17 protein-coding genes and 1 rRNA gene are annotated in these 21,327 nt (G+C 47.9%); 10 read left to right on the forward strand and 8 right to left on the reverse strand.

Translation table 11 applies throughout. The features are described 5' to 3' along the window. A 16S ribosomal RNA gene (locus FTT64_RS09795) occupies positions 1–220 on the reverse strand; the annotation flags it as partial. 546 nt (positions 221–766) lie between these two features. Between FTT64_RS09795 and FTT64_RS09800 the strand changes: the two genes are divergently transcribed. The 5 genes from FTT64_RS09800 (at position 767) to FTT64_RS09820 (ending at position 4,724) form a co-directional block, all read left to right on the forward strand. After that, positions 767–1,684: a VacJ family lipoprotein gene (locus FTT64_RS09800; RefSeq protein ID WP_127799102.1), complete on the forward strand. Its 918-nt coding sequence runs from the start codon at positions 767–769 to the stop codon at positions 1,682–1,684. A 104-nt stretch (positions 1,685–1,788) separates the two neighbouring features. Beyond that, entirely contained in the window at positions 1,789–2,757 is a 969-nt protein-coding gene (gene gigA, locus FTT64_RS09805) for an RsbU family protein phosphatase GigA (RefSeq protein WP_168381930.1), read from the forward strand. A gap of 114 nt (positions 2,758–2,871) precedes the next feature. Continuing rightward, positions 2,872–3,393, forward strand: a complete 522-nt coding sequence (gene gigB / locus FTT64_RS09810) for an anti-anti-sigma factor GigB (protein WP_005182525.1) — start codon at positions 2,872–2,874, stop codon at positions 3,391–3,393. 24 nt (positions 3,394–3,417) lie between these two features. After that, positions 3,418–4,242: a carbon-nitrogen hydrolase family protein gene (locus FTT64_RS09815; RefSeq protein ID WP_005182522.1), complete on the forward strand. Its 825-nt coding sequence runs from the start codon at positions 3,418–3,420 to the stop codon at positions 4,240–4,242. A gap of 92 nt (positions 4,243–4,334) precedes the next feature. Further along, positions 4,335–4,724 (forward strand): DUF4951 domain-containing protein, encoded by a 390-nt coding sequence (locus FTT64_RS09820; protein ID WP_168396721.1) that lies wholly within the window; start codon positions 4,335–4,337, stop codon positions 4,722–4,724. A 36-nt stretch (positions 4,725–4,760) separates the two neighbouring features. On the opposite strand, the gene gspE is transcribed toward FTT64_RS09820, so the two are convergent. After that, positions 4,761–6,248, reverse strand: coding sequence for a type II secretion system ATPase GspE (gene gspE / locus FTT64_RS09825; protein ID WP_016659509.1), 1,488 nt, complete (start codon positions 6,246–6,248; stop codon positions 4,761–4,763). A 123-nt stretch (positions 6,249–6,371) separates the two neighbouring features. On the opposite strand from gspE, the gene FTT64_RS09830 reads away from it, so the two are divergent. Together FTT64_RS09830 and FTT64_RS09835 are read left to right on the forward strand one after the other, a co-directional pair. Beyond that, positions 6,372–7,175 (forward strand): hypothetical protein, encoded by an 804-nt coding sequence (locus FTT64_RS09830; RefSeq protein ID WP_034598323.1) that lies wholly within the window; start codon positions 6,372–6,374, stop codon positions 7,173–7,175. 9 nt (positions 7,176–7,184) lie between these two features. Then, complete coding sequence (locus FTT64_RS09835) at positions 7,185–8,108, forward strand: mechanosensitive ion channel family protein (RefSeq protein WP_016659510.1); 924 nt, start codon at positions 7,185–7,187, stop codon at positions 8,106–8,108. Positions 8,109–8,149: 41 nt separating this feature from the next. Here FTT64_RS09835 and FTT64_RS09840 read toward each other — a convergent pair whose 3' ends face one another. Continuing rightward, the gene (locus tag FTT64_RS09840; RefSeq protein WP_180182325.1) at positions 8,150–10,870 is read right to left on the reverse strand and encodes a DUF2339 domain-containing protein; all 2,721 of its coding nucleotides are present in this window, start codon (positions 10,868–10,870) and stop codon (positions 8,150–8,152) included. Between the two features lie 162 nt (positions 10,871–11,032). Between FTT64_RS09840 and polA the strand changes: the two genes are divergently transcribed. Next, entirely contained in the window at positions 11,033–13,795 is a 2,763-nt protein-coding gene (polA, locus tag FTT64_RS09845; protein WP_180182324.1) for a DNA polymerase I, read from the forward strand. A 139-nt stretch (positions 13,796–13,934) separates the two neighbouring features. Here polA and FTT64_RS09850 read toward each other — a convergent pair whose 3' ends face one another. From FTT64_RS09850 to ppx, 5 genes are read right to left on the reverse strand one after another with little or no spacing between them, the layout of a single operon-like run. Further along, positions 13,935–14,504: a YggT family protein gene (locus FTT64_RS09850; protein ID WP_005182501.1), complete on the reverse strand. Its 570-nt coding sequence runs from the start codon at positions 14,502–14,504 to the stop codon at positions 13,935–13,937. Positions 14,505–14,531: 27 nt separating this feature from the next. Next, on the reverse strand, positions 14,532–15,362 hold the full coding sequence (proC, locus tag FTT64_RS09855) for a pyrroline-5-carboxylate reductase (RefSeq protein ID WP_005182498.1): 831 nt from the start codon (positions 15,360–15,362) through the stop codon (positions 14,532–14,534). Positions 15,363–15,392: 30 nt separating this feature from the next. Then, on the reverse strand, positions 15,393–16,742 hold the full coding sequence (gene tilS / locus FTT64_RS09860) for a tRNA lysidine(34) synthetase TilS (RefSeq protein WP_180103749.1): 1,350 nt from the start codon (positions 16,740–16,742) through the stop codon (positions 15,393–15,395). Beyond that, positions 16,679–17,503: an acetyl-CoA carboxylase carboxyltransferase subunit alpha gene (locus tag FTT64_RS09865; protein WP_045795976.1), complete on the reverse strand. Its 825-nt coding sequence runs from the start codon at positions 17,501–17,503 to the stop codon at positions 16,679–16,681. The genes tilS and FTT64_RS09865 overlap by 64 nt, the downstream gene beginning before the upstream one ends. A gap of 33 nt (positions 17,504–17,536) precedes the next feature. Further along, complete coding sequence (gene ppx / locus FTT64_RS09870; protein WP_005182484.1) at positions 17,537–19,057, reverse strand: exopolyphosphatase; 1,521 nt, start codon at positions 19,055–19,057, stop codon at positions 17,537–17,539. A 265-nt stretch (positions 19,058–19,322) separates the two neighbouring features. Between ppx and trxA the strand changes: the two genes are divergently transcribed. Together trxA and rho are read left to right on the forward strand one after the other, a co-directional pair. After that, the gene (gene trxA, locus FTT64_RS09875; protein ID WP_016659515.1) at positions 19,323–19,649 is read left to right on the forward strand and encodes a thioredoxin; all 327 of its coding nucleotides are present in this window, start codon (positions 19,323–19,325) and stop codon (positions 19,647–19,649) included. Between the two features lie 327 nt (positions 19,650–19,976). Continuing rightward, positions 19,977–21,245, forward strand: coding sequence for a transcription termination factor Rho (gene rho, locus FTT64_RS09880; protein WP_005182456.1), 1,269 nt, complete (start codon positions 19,977–19,979; stop codon positions 21,243–21,245). The last annotated feature ends 82 nt before the right edge of the window (positions 21,246–21,327 follow it).

A 21,327-nucleotide genomic window follows, 5' to 3' on the forward strand; every position in this document is an offset into this window, starting at 1 on the left:
TATTAGCGCAAGGTCCGAAGATCCCCTGCTTTCCCCCGTAGGGCGTATGCGGTATTAGCATCCCTTTCGGAATGTTGTCCCCCACTAATAGGCAGATTCCTAAGCATTACTCACCCGTCCGCCGCTAAGCTAAGGTGCAAGCACCTTCGCTCCGCTCGACTTGCATGTGTTAAGCCTGCCGCCAGCGTTCAATCTGAGCCATGATCAAACTCTTCAGTTAAAATCATTTCGAACTTTATAAGTAAAGTTCTTAAACTTGGCTCATCAATTCCTGACTTAAATTTCGCTCAAATAAACTTCGAGTAATTTAAACCAATCAATTAATGAAAATATATTCGATTAATCAACCAGTAAAAATCCACACAAGTTGTTCTTCATAATCTCTTAATGATCTTCTCGATGCTTCGTCAGCATCAAGCTAGGTCGGCTATATTACTCTCTATTTTTAGAAAGTCAACATGCAATGTTGATTTTATTTCTAAACTTACCACCTAAACCAGAACTCAACCATTTTAGCTAAATCCTTGTTTATCAACAAGTTTTTATCAACATCACCGCCGATGGATGTGCATTATAGGCGAAATATTTACGCTTGCAAGCCCTTTGATAAAAAAATTTAATCATCCGATTATTTTTTATTCATTTTACCTTTTTTAGCTATAAATTTCGGCCAAAAGTGTTTAAATACTCTCTTAAAATGTGCGCTGGGTCGAATGACCCTGCTTTCTCTTTTTTGCTTTCAGTATTCAAAGCACTAGGATCTTTTATGCGTCAACAACAATATGTATGGATTAGCCTGCTGACTTTAGGGATGGCCTCCCCTGCTTTTGCCAATGAATCTGCAGTAGACAGTTCTACCCGCACCACAGCAGAAGCAGACTCATCTGCAGCAACCAGCAAAGCCCCTTCACGCTTTGAATCCTTAAAAGAGCTGAAAAATATTAAAGCACAAGATTTGAAAGTGAATGCCAATGCCGCACAACCGGAAAGTGTTAAAGATCCACTACAACCTTTAAACCGTCAGGTCTATGCCTTAAATGATGTGTTAGACCGCAATATCGCCCGTCCGCTGGCTGTGCAATATACAGAAAAAGTTCCTGGCGATGTGCGTGGTTCTTATCGTAACTTCCGTAAAAACCTGGGTGAACCATGGAATGCAGTAAACCAGCTGATTCAGGGCCGTCCGCTCAGAGCAGCAAAAACGCTGGGCCGTTTTACTGTAAATACCATCACCACTTTAGGTCTGGCTGATCCGGCCCGTCGTTTGGGAATGGAAACCGAAGATGAAGATTTTGGCACCACTTTAGGCTATTTCGGGGTGCCGTCTGGCCCGTATCTGGTTTTGCCGATTATTGGCCCAAGTACCTTCCGTGATGGTTTTAGCCGTCTGGTTGACAGTCAGGCCCGTCCACAAAAATACATTCTAGAAGATCATGATGGACTGTACTGGACCGAGCAGGCTTTACGCGGCATTGATGCCCGTTCCCAGATTCTGGATGTAGAACAGGTGTTACAAGGGGATCGCTATGCCGCTATTCGTGATATTTACCTGCAGCGTAAAAACTTTGAAATTGCCGAGAAAAAAGGCTTAGAGGCCGAGAGCATTTCATTTATTGAAGATGTCGAAGACGACTACATCGAAGATGAAGAAAACTTTGATTCAGTTGCACCGCTCACTGAATAATTTGTAATACTTCTTTCTGGCGGGAAGTTCAACTTCCCCTAGTAATTCATTGATTGTTATAGTACATCTATCCCCTAAAGCGCATAGGATTATATTCTACATTTATGTATTTCATTCAGCCCACACGTGATATTCCCTATCTAGATCAGGTGATTGACACACTGCCCAGTGTGCAAATGATTCGCATAGATGACATCGACCTATATGATCAGACCATCATTGCCATTGCCGATGTGCAGGATTATTTAACCCATCGCTGGAATTTACCGACCATTGTTTTGGGCTTTGAAAATGAAGGTCTGGCCCTGTCACAGGCCTGGGAACAAGGCGCTCTGGCCGGCTGGATCTGGAGCAAACTGCCAGCAGAGCCGCAGCAGGCCCTGCTTAAAATTGATGCGCAATATAAACGCAACCAGGACAGTCGTGATTTACCCTCGGCTGCAGAGTTACAAAAACGTTTACTGCCAAACCCAATTGAACTGGTCAATTATGAAATTGAAACCCTGTTTCAGCCTTCGGCCTATTTATCTGGCGACTGGTTCGATTACTGGAAAATTAGTGACAAAGAGCTGATTTTTTATCTGGCCGATGTGTCCGGCCATGGGGTAACCAGCAGTTTATTAACCTCGTGGATGGCGGCTTTTCATGGTCGTTCCAAAACCCCGCGCGAGTTACTGAAAAAACTGAACGGGATGCTGGTACAGGAAAATATTGAAAAGCATATCACCATGATTAGCGGGATTTTAAACCTGGAAACCCATCAGCTGCGCTGGTCCAGTGCCGGACATTATCCGCCTGCGATTATCTTTGAGCCAAATCAGCCACCGAAAATCTTAAACACCAGCAGCTTCCCGTTGGGCCTGACCGAAGACCTGGAAGTAGAAGAATATGAATGCGTGCTGTCACGTCAGGCGCGCTTTATTATCTGTTCAGATGGTGCGCTTGAACCTTATGTCGGCGGACTCAATGAACAGTTTGAACAACTGGTCTATCACTTGCAGAATCAGTCCTTTAAAGCGCCAGAACACGTGGCCGATGATATTGCCATCCTCAGTTTGTGCCGACTGAATTAATCACTTAATCAACCACTTAAAACCATCCTTAGACTTATGTCCATAGCAGACACTTGAGTCTGTGGTGTCCCTATGGGATAATTTTATCTATCCTTCTCTGCAAATGGCATTTATATGTCAACAGGTCATGTTGAATACGCAAGTTTGGATGGAACGCATATTTTCAAGCTGATCGGCGAAGTGCGTGCCCAATCTTGTATCAGTTTAGACAAACTACTCAGTAAAATTGAACAGCAAACCAATGTGGTCGGCGCCATTGTCGATTTAACTCAAACCACATTTATTGACAGTACTGTTTTGGGTGTTTTGGCAAAACTCGGGCTAAAACTTAAACAGGTACATCAGATTCAGGCGGTTATGCTGTCGACCAATCCGGACATCACCACACTGGCCAATAGCATGGGCTTGGGGCAGGTGTTTGTGATTCTGAATTACTGTGGCGATCCGAGTGTCTGCACCCGTGCCCTGATTGAAGAGCATGTGACGCATAGCAATATGCTGTCGACCGTACTGGATGCCCACAAAACCCTGATGAAACTCAACGACAGCAACCAGAATATGTTTGAACCCCTGGTCAAACAGCTACAAAAAGAACAGGACAACTTGGAACAGGTGTCTAATCAGCAAAACGTATAATTTTCAGTTTGGGAGAATGCCTGCATGACTTTCGTTTCTGTTGCACAGATGAACTCGCAAAATGATATTGAAGCCAATTTCAACACAGTCGAGCAGCTGATTCAGCAGAGTAAAGCCGCCGGCAGTGAACTGCTGGTTCTTCCTGAAAATTTTATCTGTTTTGCTGCCGGCAAGCAGCGCGAAACTGCAGCCCAGTTTGAATCTATTCAACAACGTCTGGAACAACTGGCCCATCAGCATCAAATCTGGCTGGTGGCGGGTACCCTGCCGTGTCCATTCCGCCCGGATGGTTCAGTCATTGAAGATGGCCGGGTACGTACTGTCAGCCTGTGTATCAGTCCGGAAAAAACCGAAGCCCGTTATGACAAGATTCACCTGTTTGATGTACAGGTGGGTGATGCCGTCGGGGGTTATCAGGAATCCAAATTCTTTGAACCGGGCCAAGACGTTGTGGTGGCCAAAACCCCATTTGGCAATATTGGCCTGATGGTCTGCTATGACCTACGTTTCCCGGAACTGGCGCTAAAACTGCGTGCACAAGGCGCCAATCTTCTGACAGCACCTTCTGCTTTTACCTACACCACTGGCCAGATGCACTGGCAGCTGCTGCTACAAGCACGTGCCATGGACAGTCAGTGTCAGGTTTTAGGTGCTGCCCAGCAAGGCTGGCACGGCGAAAAACGTCAAACCTGGGGTCATTCTGGTGCGACCAATTCCCGTGGACAATTACTGGCCATGGTGCAGGACGAAGGCGCGCAACTGATTACAGTCGAATTTGACCTGAAAGAACAGCAACAGGTACGCGAGTCAATGCCTTTAATGCAGCATCGCGTGTTAGTCAATTATTAAGTCTTTCCCTTGATCTCGCTGATATTGTTATCGACGTAAGCTTTCAACTTGCATATAATAATGATTCTTATTTTCAACAAAAAATTATCCTGATGTTTAAAAGCGTGATCACCAGTCTGGGGCTACTGTGCTCAACACTGGCCTTGGCCGAGCTGAGTATTTCTGAAAAAATGCGTCCTGTGGTTTATTCTCAGGTCAATCCGGAGATGGCACGTCTGCCGGTTCCAGCCACACCGAACAAGATGAAACTGCCGGCCTTTGGACAGGGACTGATTGGCTGGGGCAGCGGCCCGGAAGGTGCGCAAGCGCGTTTAGATTCCATCACAGCTGCCGATGTGCATCAGATGCAAATTCAAGGTTTAACCCTGGAGATGGTGCAGGCCTGGCAGGCATTTTATACTCATGAAAGCCAGCGCAATCCCGGCAATCCGACGGCGCCCTTACGTGCCCTATTAATGCAAAAAATCGTCAGCCTGTGGTAGGGACTGACGATTTTTTAAATAGACTCTGCAAATCTGCTAGTCTGCTGCTTCATTGGTGACGCGTAATACTTCTTCGACTGTGGTTTTACCGGCCAGCACCTTACGCAAACCGTCTTCACGAATCGAACCAGATTGCTGGCGCGCATAGTTTTCCAGTTCATACTCTGCAGCATTGCCATGAATCAGGCGGCGCATGTGATCATCTACCGGCACAATTTCATAAATGGCGGTCCTGCCAGTAAATCCGGTATGCGCACACTGCTCACAGCCTTTCGGTTTCGGCAGGCGCAATACCTCTGCACTGCTGACAGGTTTAAACAGTTCTTTTTCAAAGTCATCAGCATCATGCCAGGTGGCGCAGTGCGAGCACAAGGTTCGGACCAGACGCTGCGCAATCACACCAATCAGGGAACTGGACAGCAGGAAAGGTTCAATGCCCATATCTTTTAAACGGGTTACGGCACCAATCGCAGTATTGGTGTGCAAGGTCGATAATACCAGGTGACCAGTCAGCGAAGCCTGTACCGCAATTTCTGCGGTTTCCAGATCACGGATTTCCCCGACCATTACCACATCCGGGTCCTGACGCAGCATGGCTTTTAAAGCACGGGCGAAAGTCATATCGACCTTGGTGTTGACCTGGGTTTGCCCAATCCCTTCCAGCTGATATTCAATCGGGTCTTCAGCGGTCAGAATATTTTTCGAGCCATCATTCAGGTCCGACAGTGCTGCATACAAGGTGGTGGTTTTCCCCGAACCGGTTGGACCAGTCACCAAGATAATGCCATGCGGACGATGCACCAGCTGTTTTAGCCGGTCATAATCATTTTGCATTAGGCCCAAATGGGTCATGTTCAGCCGTCCGGCCTGTTTATCCAGCAGACGCATCACCACTCGTTCACCATGCGAGGATGGCAAGGTTGATACCCGCACATCGACTTCACGGCCCGCCAGTCGCAGCGAAATACGGCCATCTTGCGGAATGCGTTTTTCAGCAATATCCAGTTTGGCCATGACTTTAATCCGCGATACCAGTAACGGCGCCAGCTCACGACGCGGCTGTACAATTTCACGTAATTGTCCATCTACCCGCAAACGCACCGATAAGCGTTTTTCAAACGATTCAATATGAATATCCGACGCACCGACCCGAATCGCTTCGGACAGCAGTGCATTAATCAGCCGGACAATGGGCGCATCATCTTCCTGATCCATTAAATCTTCGGCTTCAGGTACCGAGTCGGCCAGACTGAGTAAATCTGGATGATCTTCCAGGCCTGCTGCAACCTGTTGTGATTCCCCGGTATCGCCGGCAAAACTGCTGCTTAACAGCTGATGAAATTCCTGATCGGTACATAACTGGAACTGGGCCGGATGCCCGAGAAAACGGCGCGCCTCCTGAATAGCCAGCAGCGGCGTATTTTCACGGCGCACGATAAAAGCATGATCCCCCTCATAGCGAATTAGCACGCCATGGCGTTTTGCAAAACTATAGGGAATTTGTAATTGTTTAAGTACTTGCATCAGCGATTATAATAATGATGAAAAAATCTCATTTGAGTGTACTCTAAGCTTATGACAGCGTGAAGTCTGTTTTTAGGGTTTTAAATTGAAAGGAAGACGCCCTTGCCGCATCCGAATGAATTACTGAATCATGATGAATTGCCCGATTTAAAATGGTGGGGCGAACACGAGTTTGAACTGCATCAGCCCAAGGCCTGGCAATTTGGCTCCCTGCTGTTTCGTTTAACACGCGGCATGCAGGAGTGGCGTCTGGAATATCACCGTCCGCAGGTGCAGTATGACTATGAACAGCAATGGCATCGCATCAATGACCCGAATTTTTCCTTTCCACAGCCGGTGAAAATTGAACGCTACATGTTCAAATCAACCACCAACAAACTCCAGCTGATGCCGCGTCTGGCAGATCGGTCGGTGGTGATTAAACCGGTCGATCCGATTTATATTCCGGCTGGCCAGCGCGGCACGCTATACATTAGTACCCCATTATGGATTGCTGGTTTTGTTGATGGCCAGCGTGAGCCAATTTTTGATTTGCCGGTGATTTTGCCCAAAGATACCTGGTTTGGACCGAATCACCGTTATGGCGAAATCTGTTATGCCACCGCGGTGGATGGCCGGACCGAGCTGCACCAGCTACGCCCGCGCGCCTTTCGTGCCATTACGCCTATTGAGTTTCATAATATCAGCAACCAGCAATTGCGCTTTGACCGGATGAATGTACCGGTGCCGGCACTACCGCTATTTTTTAGTGAAAGTACCGGACGTTTATGGACCTCGCAGATTAAAGTCTTGCACGAAGGTTCCGACCGGCCGCCACGGGTACGGATTGAAAACCGCACCCCACCGCATGCCGGTGAAGTGATTTATGTGCATCCGCCACGTGAAACCGCAGGGGCCTTATTTAATATGTTTGATTCGTTCTTCTAGGGAGTAGACATGGCCGATTCCAATATCCCTAAAGAAATTACCAATAGCCTGAAAGGGATTTTTACCAACATTAATACCGAGCGCCTGACTGAAATTCTGGTGGCGCTGGTGCTGTGCTTCTTAGGCTTTCTGGTGGCGCGTTTTGTCTCTAATGCCTTTATTCGCACCATTGGGAAACGCTTTAATGCGCATCAGAGTCTGGTCTGGCGTCGCGGGATTTTCTATTTTATTTTCCTGATTTTTGTGATGGCCAGCCTGAAAGAAGCCGGCTTTAAACTTAGTGTCTTCCTGGGTGCAGCCGGTATCTTAACCGTGGCGTTGGGTTTCGCGTCACAAACTTCGGCTTCCAACCTAATCAGCGGTCTGTTCCTGATTGGTGAAGGTTCCTTTGAAGTGGGCGACACCATCCAGATTACCCTCATTCGTGGTCATACCGTAGAAGGTGAAGTGATTTCGATTGACCTGCTCTCGGTAAAACTGCTCACCCAGGACAACGTGTATGTGCGTTTACCGAACGAACAGCTGATTCGGGCGCCAGTACACAACCTGTCCAAATTCCCGATCCGGCGGATTCCAATTACTTTGGCCATTAATTTCCATGAAGATATTATCAAGGTGCGTGAAGTGCTGCTGGATGTGGCCAATAAATATCCATTGGTGCTGGCCGATCCGAAACCTGCGGTGACAGTAACTGCCTTCCGAGAATCCTCAATTGAACTGTTATTTGCGATCTGGTGCCAGCAGGAAAATTTCCTGCGAGTGCGTGATGAAATGCAGGAACGGATTCGTAATGGCTTTGTCGATAACCAGATTGAAATTCCGGTACCGAAAATGGGCTTTGTCGATCATCCGCTGTCCCGACCGCTGGAAAATGCAGAGATTGATCAATATGCCAATGAAAAAGCCCTGAAACGTGAACCGGATTTAAAATAAATTTTGTAATATTAGCCTTCTCCACCAAGAGAAGGCTTTTTCTATTCAGAGGGTGAGCGTTCAACCGGTTGTTCTGGATCGGGCATTGGCGCAATATAGGCAATAATCAGCATCACCGCACCGGCAGCTAAAAATGAAATGACCCGGGTTAAAGTGCCAATATGCGACAGATCAAACAGCACCAGCTTTAAGCTGACAATCACCAGAATACTGCCGCCTAGGACCCAGACCGAGCGTAACTGTTTGCGGCTGGCCCAGCTCATGGTGACAAATGCCAGGCTGACCCAAAGTAAAGTCAAACTCAGTTGCACCGTGCCATTACGCCACAGCGCCAGTTCATTCAGCGGCGTTCCCACATAGACATGCAAGCCACGCAGCACAATATAGCTACTCAGCCACAATAAACTCAGCACCATCAACACTGCAGCCATACTCCGATCCAGCCCAGCCTTAACCTGCAATGACAGCATCCATAAAAAGCCGACCAGCATGGCGATGCTGACCAGATCAAAAGGATTTAAGATGGGCAGCAGATAGCCATGAAACGCCTGCTGGCTTAACAGCTGCGAACAGATCATCCAGGCCAGCATCAACAGCAAACTGCTTCGGGCCTGCCAGAACATCTGCCAGTCGGGCTGTGCCTGCCAGTAACACCAGCCGCAAAACAGCAGCGGTAAAATCACCATACTGATATACGGTTGCTGCGGTAATAAAGTCAGACTGGTCAGTAGCAGACTGAGTAAAGTACCGGCACTGACCCATTCTTTTTCGGTTCGTACACCTAAAAGCGGCCTTAACCAGAGCAGACTGAGGATGATGCCAGCTCCGGCAAACAACAGCCGCTCATTGAAAGATGCCCAGACAATACTACCCTGCTGCATCCGCAGCATGACAATTCCTGCCGCAAACAGCAGCAAGGGAACCAGGCCCGACCATTTGCTGAATAACCAGGCCACCCCGGCCTGTCGGCGTAACAGGATTTCATTCACAACCCAATAGGCCAGACTCAGGCTGAACAGGCTCAGCACCGCACTGAGCTCGCCGGACCATTCATCTTGGAGCAGCACCAGCAGCATGGTGGTCGCCAGCAACATCAGCAGACATTGAAAGCCAATCATACTGCTACTAAGTTGTTGCTGAAACTGCAGCCGGCTATTGGACAGCAATACCACGCCCACATAGCTCAGGCACAATACCCAGAACATGGCGCGTGGAAATACAATCAGCTCCACCAGATAATACAGGCTCGACAGCCCCGCCACGACCAGCAGGCCCATGGCTAGATACAGACTGATTTTGGACTGCCGCACCAGCCCCAACAGGAAAATCAGCAGGCCTTCAATGGCCCAGCCCATGACACTTTTTTCAGCTGGTAATAGAATCGGCGGAATTAAGGCCAGAAAAATTAAGGTCAGGCTTAAATAGCTGTGCGCAATTAGCTGTACCGTTTGATGGTGTCTGGACAATCGGTACAACCCGGCGAACAGCAGTGCAAACAGCAGACTAAGCCCTGCCTGCCAGGCCGTATCCTGAAAATGCAGCACATATAAACTGCTATAGGCCAGCAACGGTGCAGCAAAAATCAGCCCAATATCCAGCGCCGGCTTGAGCTTAAACTTGTCTAAGTCCTGCTGCGCCAATAACTGGCTAAAACGGAAACCCAGCCAGATAAAGATAGCGGCATGTGCCAGAATCAGCACGGTCATCAGGTCGCGGTCAGCATCGCTGCCATGCACAAAGGCATAGCTGCCACCCACCAGCACCGTCATTAAAAAGGCAATCTGATTCAAAAACTTCCACGGCTGCAGGCTGCTGAGCACGGCCACCGCAATATTAATCACCAGATAATAGCTAATAAATTCAGGCGCAGTTGCATCACGTACCGGCAAGGTAAACGGCGCCAGATAGGCCATCACCATGGCCATTAACGCCAGTTCAACCGACTGCTGTCTTAAACTCAGCCATAACGTCAGGGCCATTAGTAGCAGAAAACAGCCGCTGGCTATCAGCAAGTTTGGAATCACCGCATTGTAATAGGCAAAGAATAAGGTCAGACACAAGGCCGCCAGCCCGAGCCCTTCCAGCCCCAGGGCAAAACTGCGATTGCGCTGTTGCAGGCGATAACCCAGTCCGGTCACGGCAGCACTGCTCAGCGCGACCATGGCCAGTTTGGTGGCCAGGCTCAGCTGCCAATGTTCCGTGGCAAAACGCAGTAGCAGAATAATGCCGATCACCAAAATAGAAATCGCGGTTTTCAGCACCGGATTACCGTCAAAAATCCAGTGTTTGATTTGCTGGACTAAATTGGGAGCAGGCGCTGGCGCAGCTTCAGCTGTTGCACTCAAAGGTAAAGGCGGTATGTCCGGCTGTACCGAAGAAGCCGGCTGCGGCAAAAAATGCTGGGCCTGTTGAATCTGACCCAAATACTGTTCCAGACGCCGCAGCCAGCGCAGAAAAAAGAAAATCCAGGCCGCAGCGCCAGCAGCAATCATCCAGCCCCAATCCAGCAGCCCACCGACTACGGCAATAATCGAGGAGAGATACAGCGGCACTTTGGAGGTGGCACGAAATGCAATCAACCGCTGTTCGCCTAGCGCCTGGGCCGGTTGCTGAATAGCATCGACATAGTGCATGACACTCATCAGCAGCGCAAAACCACAGACATAGGTCAGCAGTGGAAATGATAAAAACCACGCGCTGATGGCGACAATCATCAGGCTCATCAACCAGATCATGCGGATTTCGCTCTGCCCTCTCAGCATCTTGTTTTATTCCTTTATTAATTGTGCTGATCATACAACAACTTGCACAGTGCTTATTTTATATTCATCAGATATTCGGTAACCTGCATATACAATCATCACTCAGCGTGCGTGTGTAAAATCACGTACAATAAACAGGTTTTTTGGATTAGGAAACTTTCAATGCCACCATTTGTCTTGGTCGATGGGTCTTATTTTTTATTTCGTGCGTTTCACGCCTTACCCCCTTTAACCACGTCAACCGGTATACATACCAACGCCATCCGTGGGGCAATTTCCGCAATCCAGAAACTGATGCGCCGTACCCAGCCTACCCATATGGCGGTGATTTTTGATACCCCGGAACCAACCTTCCGTCACGAACTGTCACCCATTTATAAAGGTGACCGTCCAAGTATGCCAGATGAACTGTCACAGCAGATTCCTTATTTACACGCCTTAATTCGCGCACTGGGGATTCCTCTTTATATGCTGCCGGGTGCCGAAGCCGACGATATTATTGGCACGCTGGCCAAACGCGCCGAAGCCGAAGGTCATCAGGTGTTAATTTCCACCGGCGACAAAGACATGGCTCAGCTGGTGACCGACAAAGTTACGCTGGAAGACAGCTTCAAAGAGAAACCAATGGATGTGCAGGGTGTCTTTGAGAAATTTGGCGTATGGCCGAATCAGATTGTTGATTATCTGACCCTGATGGGCGATGCCTCGGACGGGATTATGGGTGTTCCGGGCGTGGGTGCTAAAACTGCCGCCAAACTGCTGACTGAATACGGCTCTTTAGGCGGAATTCTAGAAAATGTCGACAAAATTAAAGGTCGCGTTGGCCAGAATATTAAAGACAATGTCGATGGTATTGCCATTGATCATCAACTGGCCAGTATTGTCTGCGATCTGGACATGGGCCTGACCTTTGCAGATCTGAAACTATGCGATCCGAATACCGAAGAATTGCGCCGTCTGTATACCGAACTGGAGTTCCGGAACCAGCTACAGTCGCTCGATCATCCGAACAACCCGAACAGCAACAGCTATAAACAGGTCAGCCAGGCCATTAGCCAAACCCCAGCGGCCGCAGAAGTCGCTACTGAAGATCAGGCCCAGCTCAGCAGCAGTGAAGACCAGCTAGGTGAAGCCACCTATCATACGGTGTTAAGCCCGGCAGACTGGGATGCGCTATTCCAGCGTTTAAGCACCGCCACACGTTTTGCCTTTGATACCGAAACCACCAGCCTAGATTATCGGATTGCCCAGATTGTCGGCTTCTCGGTGGCTTTTGATGCTACGGAAGCCTTCTATGTGCCTTTGGCGCATGACTATGCCGGCGCACCGGAACAGTTAAACCGTGAAGCGGTGCTGGCGCAGATCAAACCGATTCTGGAAAATCCAGCGGTTGAAAAAATTGGCCATCATTTAAAATATGATGCACATGTGCTGGAAAACCACGGTATTCACTTACAGGGCTGGTACTTTGACACCATGCTGGCCTCGTATGTCTTAAATTCTGTCGCCACCCGTCATGGGATGGATGATGTGGCGCGTCTGTATTTAAGTCACCTGACCACCACCTATGAACAGATTGCCGGTAAAGGCGCCAAACAGAAAACCTTTAACCAGATCGAGATTGAAACAGCCGCGCATTATGCCGCCGAAGATGCACATGTGACGTATCGCCTGTATGAAGTGCTGAATGAAAAGCTGCAGCGTCATCCGGAACTAAGCAATCTGCTGCATCATATTGAAATGCCGGTAGCACGCGTGCTAACCCAGATGGAAGAAAACGGCATCAAGCTGGATCTGAATTTCCTGGATCAGCTGGGCGTAGAATTCTCCAATACCATGCTGCAACTGGAACAGCAGATTATTGAACTGGCCGGCCAGCCGTTTAATGTCAGCTCGCCCAAACAGGTTGGCGAAATCCTGTTTGAAAAGCTGGGCATCAAAGGCGGCAAGAAAACTGCCACCGGCCAATACAGCACCAGTGAAAGTATTTTAGAAAAGATTGAGCACCCGATTGCCAGCCTGATTGTGGAATATCGCGGTCTGTCTAAACTGAAAAGTACCTATACGGATGGCTTACAAAAGCAGGCTAATAGCAGCAGCCATCGCGTGCATACCAGTTATCATCAGGCACTGACCGCAACAGGCCGTCTGTCTTCGACCGATCCGAACCTGCAAAATATTCCAGTGCGTATGGATATTGGCCGTCAAATTCGTAAAGCCTTTATTGCACCAGAAGGCCGCGTGTTACTGGCTGCCGACTATTCGCAAATTGAACTGCGTTTAATGGCGCATTTCTCGCAAGATGACGCGCTGGTTGATGCCTTCAATCATGGTCAGGATGTACACCGCCGTACCGCTGCAGAAGTGTTGAATATTGCCCTGGAAGATGTCACGCCGGATCAGCGTCGCCAGGCCAAAGCGGTTAACTTCGGCCTGTTATATGGTATGTCCGAATTTGGTCTGATCCGTCAATTGGGCTTTACCCGGGAAGAATCGCAGAACTATATCAAGCAATACTTCCAGCGTTATCCGGGCATTTATGAATATATGCAGCGCACCCGTCAGGTGGCTCTGGAACAAGGCTTTGTTGAAACCCTGACCGGCCGCCGTTTATATACCCCGGATATTGATGCCCGTAACATGATGGTGCGTAAAGCAGCAGAACGTGCAGCAATTAATGCGCCCTTACAAGGCTCTGCGGCAGATATTATTAAAATGGCCATGGTGGAGGTAGATAAAATGCTGCCACGCCATCAGGCCAAAATGCTGCTACAGGTGCACGATGAACTGGTGTTTGAAGTCGATGCCAATGTCACCGATGAACTGGCACCCAAACTGGCCGAAGTGATGCAGTCGGTGATTGAACTGTCTGTTCCGCTGGTGGTCGAAGTGGGTAAAGGCCAGAACTGGGATGAAGCACACTAAAGTCTTTCCACCTTCCTCCTCGGAGGAAGGCTGGGCTGAAGGTCATTTGCCTCTTGGGCGAAATATCAAGGTCTTCACCTCAAAACTTGAGCCATAAAAAAGGACTCAATTGAGTCCTTTTTTTCTTGAGCTGAATTTATTAGAAGCCGGTCAGCAAAACAATCGCCACCTGGTTCATCAGAATTTCAGCAATATATAACGCCAGAAATGCCAGAATTGGAGACAGGTCAATCATGCCCATATTCGGCATGATCCGGCGAAACGGCGCCAGTAAAGGTTCTGCCAGCTCCTGAATCACTTCAATATAAGGCCCGCGTGACTGGGTAAACATCACTACCCAACTTAAAATAATGGTGGCAAAAATCAGGTAACGACAGAAACGTAGCAGGTCCTGAATCATGGTCACAAAGGTGAGAATCAGCAGATGTACCGGGCCATTAGGCATCGCCCCGTTTAAATACATCATGCCGTAATTTTTCAGCAGATAAAGCACCACCAGCAGCGCCAATGCCGCCAGATTCACCCGGCCTTTTGCCACGGTCGGGAAAATACGGCTAAATACATCTACAATTTTCGTGGCCTTGATCGTAGACAACACCACCGGATTATAAGGACTCACCGCAGCCAGCTGCATGAGAAAACGGAAGAAGACGAGCAAAATCGCTACGTTAATGATGATGCCAAAAATTAGCGCAGAATTTGCACCCATACTTGAACGTTCCTAAAATTAAATACTTTATTTAATGCTGTCACTCAGCTCGGCAGCCAGTTCCTGACTGCGTGTTTTGGCAGCCGCCAACGCCGCCTGAATATTCTGCGACACTTGCGCACGGTCAAACACTTCCAACGCTGCCTGCGTGGTCCCGTTTGGAGAGGTCACGTTTTTACGCAGCTCTGCCGGGGTATTGGAACTGGTAATTGCCATTTGTGCCGCACCCAACGCAGTTTGCAAGGTTAAAGCCGTTGCCACTTTTTCATCCAGGCCCAAGTTTTTGCCGGCACGAATCATACTTTCCATCATATAGAAAAAGTAAGCCGGGCCAGAACCGGATACTGCCGTGACTGCATCAATTTGCGCTTCAGAGTTTACCCAAATTGTTAAACCCGTGGCAGCCAAAACCTGACTTGCCAATTCACGGTCTTTGCTATCGACCGCATCATGCGCATATAAACCATGCGCACCAGTTTGTACCAGTGCCGGGGTATTTGGCATCACCCGTACCACACGGTCGGTATCGAGCAATGCCGAAATGGTGGCAATTTCTGCACCGGCAACAATCGAAATCACCAGTTTGCCTTCAAACTGCCCTTTTAGCGGTTGCAGCACGCTGGCCAGCACCTGCGGTTTGACTGCGAACACCACAATATCGGCGTCACGAATGGCAGCCTGGTTGTCTTCGGTCACATGTACATCTTTTTCTTCAAGCAACAAACGGATTTTTTCGACCGGATCAGCAACTGTAATACGCGTTGAAGGCATGCCACGTGCAATCAGGCCACCAATTAAGGCCTGTGCCATATTTCCGCCACCAATAAAACTAATATTACAATTTAACACTGCACTCATGATTCACACTCTTGGTTGAGTTCTTTATAGTTAAGAGATTAAAGTCGGTTGCCAGCCATCCGGTTCGCAATAGGCAGAATCTGCCAGCCAAAACCCTTTTGGCGTGAAAACCCCTAGCATAACATTATCTCTGCTTAATATTTGAATTGTATGACGCTTCCAGGGAAAAATTTGTGCCTGCTGTATCGCCTTTTTTAATGGCCAGGCCCCGACACGTCCATGAAGATGGATTTTTTCTCCGCCCACTCGCGTACTTAAAGTCAATTCTTGTTGAAGTAATGCAAAAGACAAACCAACCTGATGCGGTGCATTCAACTGAAACTGTCCGGCTGGTAAATCTAGGGTTTGCCCCAACTGGCAGCACACTGGTTCCCGCGCAGGGATGGCCTGTTGACTGGCCAAATATTCCAGCTGGGGCAGACGGTAAATGACATTTTGATAGCGCACATAATAAAAGCCATTGCAATGCAAAGCTGCTTGCGCATCGGCCCGGGCCTGAATCACTTCCTGCTGAATGCGCTGCACCATGTCAAAACTTGGCCGGTACTGGCTGTCCCCTTTCATCCAGAATGACAGTAACTGGCGTTGCCGTGCCTCGGACAATTGCTGAATACGGTGTAAATCCAGATGCTCGGCATCGCCACAGCTGGCTAAATCCTGCAGCAATACTTCGGCCAAAATCTGCTCAGCATCCTGCATCAGCTGGCTGCTGCGGCAAATGCTTTGCTGCATTTTGGGGAACCGTGCATTTAACAGCGGCCACAACTGTTCCCGACACCAGGCCCGGTCGTAGTGAATATCCTGATTGGTCGGATCTTGAATATGTGGAATCGAAAGCTGCTGGCACCAGGTCTGAATCTGCTCACGCGATAAAGATAGCAACGGTCGCCAGATTGACAGCTCAGGACGTGAATCGAAAGTTTTCATGGCCGACAAGCCAGGAATACCGGCACCAGAAAACAGGCGCAATAACACCGTTTCTGCCTGATCCTGCTGATGATGGGCCAGTACCAATATCTCGTTGGTTTGAATATGCTGCTGAAATGCCTGATAACGTGCGGCGCGTGCCTGCTGTTCCAGATTGCCTTCGGCGACCTGTACGGCTTGAATCATGCACGGAATATTGAAGGCCTGACAATGCTGCTGGACAAATTCGCCCCAGGCCTGGCTGGAAGACTGTAATTGATGATCAATATAAATGGCCCGGACTTTTTCCGGGCATACAAACGCCATCAGATGCAGCAGCAGCATGGAATCCATGCCGCCACTACATCCGATGAGAAAATGCGTATCTTCTGGAAAAGACTGAATCTGGGTTAAGACGCCAGTCCTAAATTGTCGCTGCCAAACTTCATCAAACGCTGGTAACGTGCTTCGCATCGTTCTTGTGCATCCATCGGTTGCAATTCTTCTAGAGCCTGTTTTAACACGGCTTTTAAATCTTGCATGACTTTTTCTGGTTGCAAGTGAGCACCCTCACCTTCATCAACCACATATTCAACAATGCCCATCTGCTGTAATTTTTCAGCAGTCAGTGCCAATGCTTCACTTGCCTGTTCTGCTTTTTCTGCAGTTTTCCACAAAATAGATGCACAGCCTTCTGGAGAAATTACTGAATAAATACTGTGAGATAACATCACCACACGGTCCGCCACACCAATACCCAAGGCACCGCCTGAACCGCCTTCACCTAAAACTGTTGCCACGACCGGCACTTTCAGGTTCGATAATTGAGCAAGACTGGTAGCAATCGCTTCCGCCTGACCACGTTCTTCTGCACCCACACCCGGATAAGCACCCATGGTGTCAATAAAGGTAAAGACCGGCAGCTTGAAACGTTCTGCCATATCCAGCAAACGCTGTGCCTTACGGTAACCTTCCGGGTTACTCATGCCGAAATTGTGCTGCAATTTCTCGCGGGTACTACGACCACGATGCTGGCCCACGACCATGACCGGCTGACCATCGAAGCGTGCCAAGCCACCCACCATTGCACCATCATCACCAAATAAACGGTCGCCGTGCAGCGCATCAAATTCAGTGAAAATTTCGCCTACATAGTCCAGGAATTGCGGACGCTCTGGATGACGTGCAATTTGGACCGTTGTCCATGCTTTTGATTGAGCAGCTTTATTTTTCATAAGTCGACTGTTATCCCTAAATTAACCAAAACGTTAATCGACAAATTGTTCCGAATGAATTTTTAATTCAATGTCCCAATTCTTGAACTGCACTTGTTCATCGTGCAATTCAGCGACAAGCAATGGCCATTGTTTAGCATCACCCGAAACGCTGAGCTGCCATTGTTGCGCATTCTGAACACTCAATTCAATGGCAGGAAGCATCTGATCGCTGCGACTGTGATTGACTAAAACTGCTAGGCGCAGCAGCAGACATAAATGCATTAATTTATGGCCACCGACCTTGTTGACATCAATTTTATCGTCCTGACGCAGCTTGCGGCGATGATGCGCAACCAGATGCGACAGATGGTTTTGATCAATTTGTGAAAAGCCTGGAATATCCGAATGTTGTAATAAATAAGCACCATGACGATGATAGCCACCATGACTGATCGCCAGACCAATTTCATGTAAATAGGCCGCGCGGCGCAGTAAATCACTGTCATCGCTGGTCAATTTCAGCTCCGCGGCTACGCCTTCAAACAGGTGCTGCGCGGTTTTGACCACACGTTCTGCCTGTTTCGGATCGGCGTTATAACGGCCCATCAGCGCCTGCACACTGCGGTCCCGGATATCTTCATGCTGGAAACGGCCTAGCAGGTCATACATTACGCCTTCACGTAAGGCACCATCGGAATAAACCAGTTTATCAATATCTAAAATATCAAAAACTGCATATAAAATCGCAATCCCGGCTGGCAAAACTGCTCGTCGATCTTCTTTTAAACCGTCAAAGTCCATTTCAGAGACATGCTTGTATTTAAGCAGCTTATCTTTAAGTTTTTCCAGGCCCTCACGGGTCAGATTTTCCTGCGCATTGCTCCAGCCCATATTCACGGTAATCTGGCGGCAGGCTTTAATGGTGCCACTTGAGCCTACTACGGTATCCCAGCCGGCATTTTTATAGGTATTGGCAATGGTGGATAATTCTTTGCGTGCGGCAAACACGGCTTTGTCAAAACTTTTATGGTTAATTTCACCTTCGGCGAAAAAGGCTTTGGTATAGGCCACGCAGCCCATCTGTAAAGATTCGGTATGAATAGGTTCGAATTCTTCACCAATAATCAGCTCGGTTGAACCACCGCCAATATCAATCACCAGGCGGCGACCACTGTTTTCCATGGTGTGCGACACACCCAGATAAATTAAGCGGGCTTCTTCACGACCGGCAATAATTTCAATGGGTTTTGGCAAGATTTCTGCGGCTTTTTGAATAAATTCATGTCCGTTTTTGGCCTGACGCAAGGCGTTGGTGGCAACAATACGTAAACGGTTCGGCTGTACAGCGCTTAAACGTCCGACAAAGCGTGCCAAACAGGCTAAACCGCGCTGCTGTGCGGCTTCGGTTAAATTTTTATTCTCATCTAAACCAGCGGCAAGCTGTACTTTTTCTGACATTGATGCCACTTTTTTTACTTCACCATGATCCACACGGGCAATGGCCAGGTGGAAGCTGTTCGACCCCATATCGATGGCTGCAAGTAACTCTTCATCAATTAAAAAATCAGACATTCTTCAAACAAACCTATACAGAATTGTGCCTAGAGTAATTCACATACATGCAATTTAAAAGCCATTTGTGCGCACATTTCGATGAGTATTTAAATTTTCGGCAGATGTGACAATTGTGTGACACGATCATCAGCATCGTGAGCATCAATTAGACAAATTCACAGGAAAGATCGAAAATTTACATATTCCTCTACATTGTTCTAGATGGCTATGTAATACTAATAAATATAGCTATCTATACAAAAATTCATTTGGAGCACATTCCATGTCTGGCAACATCGTAAACACAACGGATGCAAACTTCGAAGCAGACGTTCTTCAATCTGAAACACCTGTATTGGTTGACTTCTGGGCGGGCTGGTGTGCGCCTTGTAAGGCAATTGCGCCAGTACTTGAAGTTTTGGCGACTGAATATGAAGGCAAAGTTAAAATTGTGAAAGTTGACGTGACCGCTTGCGAACAAACTGCCGTGAACTACAACATCCGTAACATCCCTGCACTGTTGATGTTCAAAAATGGTGAAGTGGTTGCCCAGCAGATTGGTGCTGCACCAAAATCGAAACTGACTGCATTTATTGATGAAAACATCTAAATCCTGTCTGTTTAGAAAAATTAAAATACGCTATGTTTCATAGCGTATTTTTTTCGTCTATAAATTGACAAATCGGCGTTTCTCTCTTATATTGCTTGCTCAAGAAATAAAGGACTTCCCGTCCCGCCCGTTTCTTAAAAGACACAACACAAAAATGCCGCTCGGCAACAGAAATTGTTTTTTCACATTTTTCTCTGAAACAATTAATCAGTCCTCTGAATTGTTATTGTGCAAATACAATTGCGTTCGTTTTATTGCCTGCATGCGGTCAAATGTTGCTTCCCTTCCAACCTGTACCCCAGAATTTTTGATTCTATCTGATCACCTATGAATTTAACCGAACTCAAGAAAAAACCGATTGGCGAACTCATCAAGATTGCCGAGTTTATGGGCCTTGAAGGAATGGCTCGTAACCGTAAGCAAGACATTATTTTTGCCATCTTAAAACGTCATGCAATGAATGGCGAAGAGATTTTTGGTGATGGCGTGCTCGAAATTCTGTCAGATGGTTTTGGCTTCTTACGCTCTGCAGCAGGCTCTTATTTAGCCGGTCCTGACGATATCTATGTCAGCCCTTCGCAAATTCGTCGTTTTAACCTGCGTACCGGTGACACCATTACCGGCACCATTCGCCCACCAAAAGAAGGCGAACGTTATTTTGCCCTGTTAAAAGTTAACCAGATTAACTACGACACGCCAGAAAACTCGCGCAATAAAATCCTGTTTGAAAACCTGACCCCGCTGTTCCCAACCGAACAACTGGTCATGGAACTTGGTAACGGTACCACTGAAGATTTAACCGCGCGTGTGGTTGACTTGGTTGCGCCAATTGGTAAAGGCCAGCGTTCAATTATTGTAGCGCCGCCAAAAGCTGGTAAAACCATGTTATTACAAAACATCGCCCAGTCGATTGTACGTAATAACCCGGAAGTATTCCTGATTGTTCTGCTGATTGACGAACGGCCGGAAGAAGTGACCGAAATGGAACGTACCGTGCGTGGTGAAGTGGTTGCCTCAACCTTTGATGAATCTCCAGCCCGTCACGTACAAGTGGCTGAAATGGTAATTGAAAAAGCCAAGCGTCTGGTAGAACACAAAAAAGATGTGGTGATTCTGCTTGACTCGATTACCCGTTTAGCGCGTGCCTATAACACCGTGGTGCCATCTTCAGGTAAAGTCCTGACTGGTGGTGTCGATGCTCACGCACTGGAACGTCCAAAGCGTTTCTTTGGTGCCGCACGTAATATTGAAGAAGGCGGCTCACTGACCATCATCTCAACCGCGTTAATTGAAACCGGCAGCAAGATGGATGAAGTGATTTACGAAGAATTCAAAGGTACCGGTAACCAGGAAATTACGCTGGATCGTCGTATTGCGGAAAAACGCGTATTCCCTGCCATGAACATCAAGAAATCAGGTACCCGTCGTGAAGAGCGCCTGATGTCTGAAGACAACCTGCGTAAGGTCTGGATTCTGCGTAAGCTGCTGCATACCCAAGATGAACTGGCAGCCATGGAATTCCTGCTGGATCGTATGAAAGAAACCAAAACCAATGACGAGTTCTTTGATCATATGAAGCGTAAAGCCAGCAACTAAGATCAAAACTTTTTAAAAAGGCCATCGTATAACGATGGCTTTTTTATTTCGGTTGACCATCTTTACATAAAGACACAATTGG

The sequence above is a fragment of the Acinetobacter sp. Q186-3 genome, assembly GCF_013420655.1.
Taxonomy (GTDB): Bacteria; Pseudomonadota; Gammaproteobacteria; order Pseudomonadales; family Moraxellaceae; genus Acinetobacter; species Acinetobacter indicus.

What these genes read in the sequence shown, in the direction of transcription:
- FTT64_RS09800 (WP_127799102.1), top strand. Translation starts at nt 767, where the DNA reads ATGCGTCAACAACAATATGTATGGATTAGCCTGCTGACTTTAGGGATG.
- gigA (WP_168381930.1), top strand. Translation starts at nt 1,789, where the DNA reads ATGTATTTCATTCAGCCCACACGTGATATTCCCTATCTAGATCAGGTG.
- gigB (WP_005182525.1), top strand. Translation starts at nt 2,872, where the DNA reads ATGTCAACAGGTCATGTTGAATACGCAAGTTTGGATGGAACGCATATT.
- FTT64_RS09815 (WP_005182522.1), top strand. Translation starts at nt 3,418, where the DNA reads ATGACTTTCGTTTCTGTTGCACAGATGAACTCGCAAAATGATATTGAA.
- FTT64_RS09820 (WP_168396721.1), top strand. Translation starts at nt 4,335, where the DNA reads ATGTTTAAAAGCGTGATCACCAGTCTGGGGCTACTGTGCTCAACACTG.
- gspE (WP_016659509.1), bottom strand. Translation starts at nt 6,248, where the DNA reads ATGCAAGTACTTAAACAATTACAAATTCCCTATAGTTTTGCAAAACGC.
- FTT64_RS09835 (WP_016659510.1), top strand. Translation starts at nt 7,185, where the DNA reads ATGGCCGATTCCAATATCCCTAAAGAAATTACCAATAGCCTGAAAGGG.
- FTT64_RS09840 (WP_180182325.1), bottom strand. Translation starts at nt 10,870, where the DNA reads ATGCTGAGAGGGCAGAGCGAAATCCGCATGATCTGGTTGATGAGCCTG.
- polA (WP_180182324.1), top strand. Translation starts at nt 11,033, where the DNA reads ATGCCACCATTTGTCTTGGTCGATGGGTCTTATTTTTTATTTCGTGCG.
- FTT64_RS09850 (WP_005182501.1), bottom strand. Translation starts at nt 14,504, where the DNA reads ATGGGTGCAAATTCTGCGCTAATTTTTGGCATCATCATTAACGTAGCG.
- proC (WP_005182498.1), bottom strand. Translation starts at nt 15,362, where the DNA reads ATGAGTGCAGTGTTAAATTGTAATATTAGTTTTATTGGTGGCGGAAAT.
- tilS (WP_180103749.1), bottom strand. Translation starts at nt 16,742, where the DNA reads ATGCGAAGCACGTTACCAGCGTTTGATGAAGTTTGGCAGCGACAATTT.
- FTT64_RS09865 (WP_045795976.1), bottom strand. Translation starts at nt 17,503, where the DNA reads ATGAAAAATAAAGCTGCTCAATCAAAAGCATGGACAACGGTCCAAATT.
- ppx (WP_005182484.1), bottom strand. Translation starts at nt 19,057, where the DNA reads ATGTCTGATTTTTTAATTGATGAAGAGTTACTTGCAGCCATCGATATG.
- trxA (WP_016659515.1), top strand. Translation starts at nt 19,323, where the DNA reads ATGTCTGGCAACATCGTAAACACAACGGATGCAAACTTCGAAGCAGAC.
- rho (WP_005182456.1), top strand. Translation starts at nt 19,977, where the DNA reads ATGAATTTAACCGAACTCAAGAAAAAACCGATTGGCGAACTCATCAAG.